The organism is Bacillus cereus, from assembly GCF_015071065.1.
GTDB lineage: Bacteria > Bacillota > Bacilli > Bacillales > Bacillaceae_G > Bacillus_A > Bacillus_A cereus_BA.
Window position 1 is genome coordinate 1 of record NZ_VOVA01000047.1, and the last position, 7,877, is coordinate 7,877.

A 7,877-nucleotide genomic window follows, 5' to 3' on the forward strand; every position below is an offset into this window, starting at 1 on the left:
ATCAGAGGATTGATGTCAGACTATTACTTTTTTGTAAAAAAATAATAATTTTTACCATATATTATTGAAAAGTTGTTTTTTATTTGATATATTATTAATCGTTCTAAGTTTGCAAATTATTAGACTATTATATTCTTTTTATTATTAGGAATTAACCGATCATAATAGAGTATACGAATTGTATTTTTTAAGTACAGATTATAAAATTTGAATTTTCGGTTTTTTATGAGAGGTATAATTTAGAGGTTAAGGAGGAAAGTCTGTGTTATCTGCATTAAGGGTAGTGCCAATCGAACGAATATTCTTACACGAAGAATATGAATCAGAAAGATTAAAATCTATTTGTAAAAGAATTAAGGATGAGCAAAAATTAAAAAATCCACCTATCGCTTTACAGATAAGTAAAGAAAAGTACTTAATACTTGATGGGGCTCATAGAACATCATCCCTACAAGAGTTAAACTGCAAAAGAATGGTTGTACAAGTAGTGGAATCAGAATTGATATCTATTGATTCGTGGGCGCACTATATTCCCAATGACAAAAATTTGATTGCAGATCTCAAGAAAAATAATAACTTGTATTGGAGCGATACTCCTAATCAGGAAAATGATTATTTAGCAATCGTTACAATTGATGGTATTAAACAGTATGTTTATTCCAAGTTAACTGATCCATCAGATTTGTTTTCTATGGTGCATACATGGAAACAAATTGTAAATGTATATACAGATAAATATAAATTTCAACGTATTTCCAATGATGAATTAAAAGAAGATGGAATAGTTATTCATTATCCATCTTTAAGCTTACAACAAATAGCTCAAGTTGTAGATGAAGGGATCTTACTTCCAGCTGGAGTTACAAAGTTTACAATAAATTGTGGGCGTTTTTTAAATTTAAATATTCCCTTAAGCTTCATAATTCGTGAGGATTATGTAGAAGAAGATTGGAAAGAGTTGTTAAAACTATGGGGAGGGTCTATTCGGTTATATACAGACCCAATCTATTTATGTGAGATTTAAAAAATATTAATTAGTTTTCGAGAAAAACAAACTGAATAATCAAATTTTTTGGGGGTATACAGAAAATGACGTATAAGGAAAGAATTAATGATAATCGAAAAGTATATTTAAATGGAGAATTAGTTAAAGATGTATCAAAACATTCAGCGTTTTCTGGTGCAATTCATTGTGTAGAACAGTATTATAACTTGCAAAATGAAAAACCAGAAGAGCATAGTTTTGTGGATCAGGATGATCAGCGATGTTCAATTAGTTTGCTAATTCCAAGAACCATTAAAGATTTAGAAAGAAAAAGAAAGGCTTACAAAGAAATCGCTGATATTTCTTATGGGATGCTTGGTAGAACACCAGATTTTATTAATGCAGCAGTAGCTACATTATCAGCCCATGCTAGCTTTTTTGGAAGTGGTGAATATGCAAATTATACTCAAAATGCAGAAGAGTATTATAAGCATGTAAAAGCAAATAATTTATTTATAGCCCATGGTTCAATTAACCCTCAGATTGACCGTTCAAAACCATTAGGCGCACAAAAACATGATTTTGCAGGTGTGCATGTTGTACGTCATGATGCATCAGGGATTGTGGTTAAAGGTGCAAAAATGATTGTTACATTGGCTCCAATTGCAGACGAACTCTTAATTTTTAATATGCCTGGTCTTAAGGCGGGGGATGAAGACTATGCAGTAGCATTTACTGTACCTGTGAATGCTCCAGGTTTAAAAGTAATCTGCAGAAAGCCTTTGGTGAAAGAAGGCTACGATAAATTTGATCATCCACTAACAAATCAATTTGATGAAATAGATGCTTATTTATTATTAGATGAAGTATTTATCCCTTGGGATAGAGTTCTAATTTTTAGAGATGTAGAAAAATCTAATCAGTTTTATGATAAGACTTTTGCAAGGCACCATACAGGTCATCAAGGAATTGTAAGAGGATTGGCAAAGGCTGAACTTTTAACAGGCATTGCTATTAAACTAGCTGAAATGTTAAAACTGAATCAATTTATAAATATTCAGGAAAAGTTAGGAGAATTAACATCCTATGTGGAATTGTTAAAAGCAAGTATCGTGTTAAGTGAACAAGACGCATATATGAGTAATGAGGGAGTAATTACACCAAGTATTAATGCGATCCAAGCTATTCGATATAACTTCCCAAAAATGTATGAAAAAATGGTGAAATGCATCCAATCTCTAGCTGCTGGTTCTATGCTTGCGACACCTCATCATGATGATTTTTCCAATGAGAATGGAGAGTACTTAATGACTGCTCTTTCAACAGGTGAATTTGATGCAAAAGAAAGAACAATGTTACTTAACTTAGCATGGGACGCTTCAGGAGATGCTTTTGGACAGCGTCAATTAGTATATGAGTACTATCATGCTGGTGATCCAATGCGTATAGCTGCTGGTCATTATCTATCCTATGAAAAAAGCGAAATGTACAACATGGTGGAAAGGATATTAAATAGTGAAACTGATAAAGTGTGCATGTCTCGTTAAAAAAGAAAAGAATAATTTATTATTGGTGAGAGTACGAAACAATAAACATTGGTATCTACCAGGTGGGAAAATTGAACAAAACGAAACGGCAAGTGAAACATTAGAGAGAGAACTGTTTGAAGAGTTAAATATTAAATTAATTCAAGGGAGTATTCAATATTTATATACGATCACAGGACCAGCTTATAACGAAGAAGGATTAGTTGATCTTGTATGTTTTTCTGCAGATTGGGAAGGAGAAATTCAACCTCAAGCAGAGATTAGTGAAGTGACTTGGATTAACTATAAAGAGAAAAATTTATTAGCTCCAGCAGTGCTAGAACTAACAAAACACTGGGATTAACTATGACTATCGAGGTGAACAATTACATTGATTTATAATATAGAACGTTTAGTTAATAAGATGAAACAAAATGGGTTAGATGCAATTATTGCTTCTACAAAGGAAAATATTCGTTATTTTACTGGGTTTCAACCAGTTGTAAAAACATTAAATCCTTATTTTGGACAATGTTATGTAATTATTACAATAGATAATCCTGAAATTGTACATATTGTACATTCCGTTGGAGAAATCGATCAAGTATTAGATGCACGGGTGCAGGTAGGCAAAGTATATACTTATGGAATTTTCTATAGAGAACATCAAAATGATGTTCTTCTTTCTGAAGAGGAAGGGCGTCTTAAAGTATTATCTAATGTGGATGCGAGTCACTCTAATGGAATAGAAGCGCTTATTGCACTTTTAAGAGATTTAGATATTGAACACTGCAAAGTAGGTATAGATGAGGATGGTATGCAACCATATCATATGGACACTATTAGTAGTTATTTTAAAAAAAGTGATGTCATTCCTGCATCTAATATTTTAAGGCATGTTAGATCAATAAAAACAGATCATGAAGTTCAAGCGTTGGCTTACTCAGCAAGATGTATAGAAAATGCAATCGATGATGTAGCTACTAATTTATTTGAGGGTATGAGCGAGTATGAAATAGCGAATATTTTTAATTGTTCTATTGCTAAAAAAGGTGCATTACCCGTTTTACCAATGATTAAAGTTGGAAGACATGCTGTTGGTGGACAGCGTAGACAAAGTAAGGATATTAAATTGATGCCAGGAGACTTAATTTGGTTTGACTGTGACATTGTTTGTGACGGATATTGGGCAGATATAGCTCGGGTTTTATCATATAAATACATGAAACCAGAATATGAGAAATTTAATGCACTATATAAAGGACAATGTGTAGCTATGCAAGAAATTCATCCTGGTATGAAGGGCTCTGATGTTTTTAATTTAACGATGGAGGCAGTACATAAAGCTGGTTTCGAAGGATACAGAAGACATCACGTAGGGCATGGTATAGGATTGGAACCATATGAACTTCCTATACTTGCTCCAAATAACGAAGATGTGATTGAAGAAGGAATGGTCTTATCTGTGGAAACACCATATTATGAGTTTGGACTAGGAGCATTACACGTAGAAGACCCGGTCTTAATTTCTTCCGGTGGAAACAAAATTCTAACTCGTACTGAGGGGCATATTAAAATCGTGGAGTGATAAATGTATGATTTATAATAATATTACGGAATGTATAGGAAATACACCTGTTGTGGATTTTAAAAGTGATTTGGTGCCTCATGGCAAAAAGTTATATTTAAAACTAGATTATTTTAATCCTAATTTTAGTGTGAAAGATCGAACAGCTCTTGGATTAGTGAAAGCAGCTATAAAAAATAAAAAAATTCAAAAAGGTGATATTTTAATAGAATCAACTTCAGGAAATTTAGGTAAATCTTTAGCTATGTTGGGAGCCGTTTATGGATTTCAGGTAATCATTGTAGTGGATCCAAAGATTAGTTCTACTTTATTAAAATGGTATAACGCATATGGTGCTAGGGTTGAAATGGTAGAAAACCCAGATGAAAATGGTGGTTTTCAAAAAGCGAGAATTCAACGTGTAAAAGAACTTATAAAGCAATATCCTAATGCATATTGGACAAATCAATATGATAATCCTGATAATCCAAATTTCCATGCTGAAACCACAGGTAAAGAGATTATCGATTTACCTATTGACTCCGTTGTTGGTGCGGTAAGTACAGGTGGACACTTGTGCGGAGTGGGTAAATTTGTTAAACAATTTAAGCCTGAAATTAATGTTATTGCTTGTGATGTACAGGGCTCTGCTGTGTTCCAAAATCAATTTAATCCGTATTTAATTAATGGAGTTGGATTAAGCTGGAGAGGACAAAATACAAATTTAGAAGTTATAGATCAAGTTTGTATAGCAAATGATCAAGAAGCGATTTCAACTTGTCGTATATTAGCCAAGGAATATGGAATTATGATAGGTGGTTCTGGAGGATTATCAGTTGTTTCTGCGTTGGCATGGCTTAAAAATAATAATACGAAGGCTGCGGTTGCTATCATTCCAGATACAGGGATAAATTATTTGGATCAAATTTATGATGATGTTTGGTTGGAACAAAAAGGAATAATATTATTAGAGAAAGAACAACTTCAACAAAGAATAGATGCTAAGGAATTTATAAACCCAGACAATTTAGAAAGCAAAACATTAGTTTATCAAGTGTAACAATTAAGTATGAGGTCTATATTTGTTATAGAATTGCAGTAGATAATTTGTAAACAGGAATATGAAGGGGATTGCTATATTCACAAATTCATGTGTATATCTTCTATTAATTAAAAGGGGGAAATAGCAGAATGAATACTAATAAAGATCAATTTATACAGTTCATTTTTGAAGAAGGAATTATTAAATTTGGGAACTTTAAGTTAAAATCAGGACGTAATAGTCCTTATTTTTTCAATTTTGGTTCATTTGATGATTCAGCTAAATTAGCTATATTGGGAGAATCCTATGCTTCTAGTATTATAGAAAATAACATTGAATTTGATGTTATTTTTGGCCCTGCATATAAAGGAATCCCAATCTCACTATCTGCTTCTATGGCCTTATTTTATAAAAATGGGTTACGAGTTAATTATGCATTTAATCGTAAAGAAGCGAAAGATCACGGAGAAGGTGGGAATATTGTAGGAACATCTTTAAGGGGAAAGAAAGTACTTGCAGTAGACGATGTTATTACATCGGGAAAAACAATTAAAGAAACAAAAGAAATTATTGAGAGGGAAGGTGGAGAATTATCTGCATTTCTGGTTGCACTTGATAGGGAGGAAAGAGCAGTAGATTCCCAACTTTCAGCTTTAGAAGAGGCATCAAAAACTTATGGTGTAGTAATATATGCAGTAGCCAAAATATCTGATGTAATGAATTATATGGAAAAAGAGTATGGAAAGACCTATGTTCATTTTTCGGCAATTCAAGAGTATTTAAATTTATATAAATCAAAAAGTTTAACGAGTCGTTAATATACACGGTTTTTAATGAAATAGATAGACAATCAAAGAGGTTCTGGTGCGAAATTAGCTTAATAGGAATATAGAACAGTAATCTCCTGTTAACTTTGAGATTAGGCGGCTAATCCAAATAACTTATGAATGACTTCAACCTCATTTTGGGCAGATTTCACCCTTTTGTGAAGTTGCCTTTTTTTCATCATATGCATGGCTTCGATACCTCTCAAAATCAAGGTTGCTGTACGAAATGATTTCAACCCTAACATGGGACGGACCCTCTTCTTTATAAAACGATGGTCCTGTTCCACGATATTGTTGAGATATTTACATTGCCGTATCTGTATGCCTTTAGGCATACGTTTCTCCTCTTTTAATTCTTGTATCGCCAGTGGATAAGCCGGATTCTTATCCACCGTAATGACGCGAGGTTTAGAAACATGAAAAGACCGCAAAGCTTTCTTGAAGAAGCGTTTTGCAGCCTTTTTGTCTCTTGTTTCACTAAGATAAAAATCAATCGTGTTTCCTTCGGAATCCACTGCACGATACAAATAAATCCATTGACCTTTTACTTTGATATACGTTTCATCGACTCTCCACGAGTCATTTGTTGGCTTAAGATGACGCCTTATTCTTTCATCTAATTCTGGTCCATATTGATGAACCCAACGCATAATGGTTGTGTGAGCGACGGATAATCCACGTTCCTCCATCATTTCCACCAAATCACGAAAACTCAGGTTGTACCGTAGGTACCATCTCACCATTAATAAAATAATGTCAGGCTGATAATGTTTCCACTTGAATACATTTTGATTTTCCATACTGATCATACCCCTTTTTTAGAGTAGTAGTATCAGTATGTCCAAGATTTAGAGATTGCTTACAGCTATTTTGAAATTTTTGCACCAGAACCGAATAAATGATTTCAACCAAAAGGAATTCATTTCGTCCAATTGTTACTAAATTTCATAATTTATCCGTAATACTAAGAATATACGCTCGCCACTATAAAAGGAGGAATTTATGCAACTAGGGGACAAATTAAAACAAATGCGTTTACACTGCCATATGACACAGAAAGAACTAGCAAGAGATATTTGTTCTCAAGCATTCTTGAGTAAAATTGAAAATAATTTAGAAATGCCAAATGCCCAAGTTTTATTTCATTTATGCAATAAGTTAGGGGTTTGGATAGAACAGTTATTTATGGATTCTGTTGATGAAATTCAGAAAAAAATAATTTATCGAAAACAAGTAGAAAACCTAGTTAGAGAACAAAAATATCAAGAAGCTTTGATAAAAATACAAAATAACTATTTATTAAATAGTTATACCCATGATTACGACTATCAATTTCATTATTATTACTTAGGTATTTGTAATTATCATGTAAATACTAATATAGATGAGGCCGAAAAAAATTTTGAGTTTGCTTATAAACAAGCTCATGGGAATCCATATTTAAAAGTTACTCCAATAAGTGTGCTCATTACAAATGCATTAGCAATACTAAAAATACACACAAAAAAACTCCAGTGTGGAAAGAAATTGCTTGAGAAATGTCATTTTCAACTTTCAAATTTATCAAGTAATTTACATTCAGAGATGCATAGTAAAATATTTTATAACTTATCAAAATGCTATTTCATTGAGAAAGAATATAAAAAAGCATTAAAAATAGCAAACGAGGGCATTGAATGGACTAGGCGCCTTTCTACTACATATTATTTAGCGCAATTATATTATCAGAAAGGGGTTGCAGAAATAAAATTAAATCAGTTACATAGTGCAAAAAAATCCCTTATCTTAGCACTATCTGCTTCAAAAATTCATAATAATGAGTTTCTATATAACAGTATTATGCAAAGTGATTTATATAAACATTTTACTAAGGAATTAGAACTAATTTTTCAAGTATTGGTTGATTAATTTTAATAATTTAAAGTAAATT

The 7,877-nt window shown here is 32.4% G+C and carries 8 protein-coding genes; 7 read left to right on the forward strand and 1 reads right to left on the reverse strand.

The genetic code is table 11. The features are described 5' to 3' along the window. Positions 1 to 262 precede the first annotated feature (262 nt). The 6 genes from FT637_RS29005 to pyrE all read left to right on the forward strand — a co-directional run bounded on the left by FT637_RS29005 (position 263) and on the right by pyrE (position 5,938). Positions 263 to 1,024: a ParB N-terminal domain-containing protein gene (locus tag FT637_RS29005; protein WP_193649180.1), complete on the forward strand. Its 762-nt coding sequence runs from the start codon at positions 263 to 265 to the stop codon at positions 1,022 to 1,024. Positions 1,025 to 1,089: 65 nt separating this feature from the next. Beyond that, a complete protein-coding gene (locus tag FT637_RS29010; RefSeq protein WP_193649181.1) occupies positions 1,090 to 2,532 on the forward strand; it encodes a 4-hydroxyphenylacetate 3-hydroxylase family protein in 1,443 nt (480 codons plus the stop codon). A gap of 25 nt (positions 2,533 to 2,557) precedes the next feature. Next, on the forward strand, positions 2,558 to 2,875 hold the full coding sequence (locus tag FT637_RS29015) for an NUDIX domain-containing protein (protein ID WP_319805980.1): 318 nt from the start codon (positions 2,558 to 2,560) through the stop codon (positions 2,873 to 2,875). A gap of 27 nt (positions 2,876 to 2,902) precedes the next feature. After that, positions 2,903 to 4,099 carry a M24 family metallopeptidase gene (locus FT637_RS29020; RefSeq protein WP_193649183.1) on the forward strand — a complete coding sequence of 399 codons (1,197 nt, stop codon included), beginning with the start codon at positions 2,903 to 2,905 and terminating at the stop codon, positions 4,097 to 4,099. A 7-nt stretch (positions 4,100 to 4,106) separates the two neighbouring features. Then, the gene (locus tag FT637_RS29025) at positions 4,107 to 5,138 is read left to right on the forward strand and encodes a pyridoxal-phosphate dependent enzyme (protein WP_193649184.1); all 1,032 of its coding nucleotides are present in this window, start codon (positions 4,107 to 4,109) and stop codon (positions 5,136 to 5,138) included. 131 nt (positions 5,139 to 5,269) lie between these two features. Then, complete coding sequence (gene pyrE, locus FT637_RS29030; protein WP_193649185.1) at positions 5,270 to 5,938, forward strand: orotate phosphoribosyltransferase; 669 nt, start codon at positions 5,270 to 5,272, stop codon at positions 5,936 to 5,938. A gap of 101 nt (positions 5,939 to 6,039) precedes the next feature. Here the strand turns inward: pyrE and FT637_RS29035 are convergent, their stop codons facing one another. Beyond that, a complete protein-coding gene (locus FT637_RS29035) occupies positions 6,040 to 6,747 on the reverse strand; it encodes an IS6 family transposase (RefSeq protein ID WP_193649186.1) in 708 nt (235 codons plus the stop codon). Positions 6,748 to 6,949: 202 nt separating this feature from the next. Between FT637_RS29035 and FT637_RS29040 the strand changes: the two genes are divergently transcribed. Beyond that, complete coding sequence (locus FT637_RS29040; protein WP_193649187.1) at positions 6,950 to 7,855, forward strand: helix-turn-helix domain-containing protein; 906 nt, start codon at positions 6,950 to 6,952, stop codon at positions 7,853 to 7,855. Positions 7,856 to 7,877: the final 22 nt, after the last annotated feature.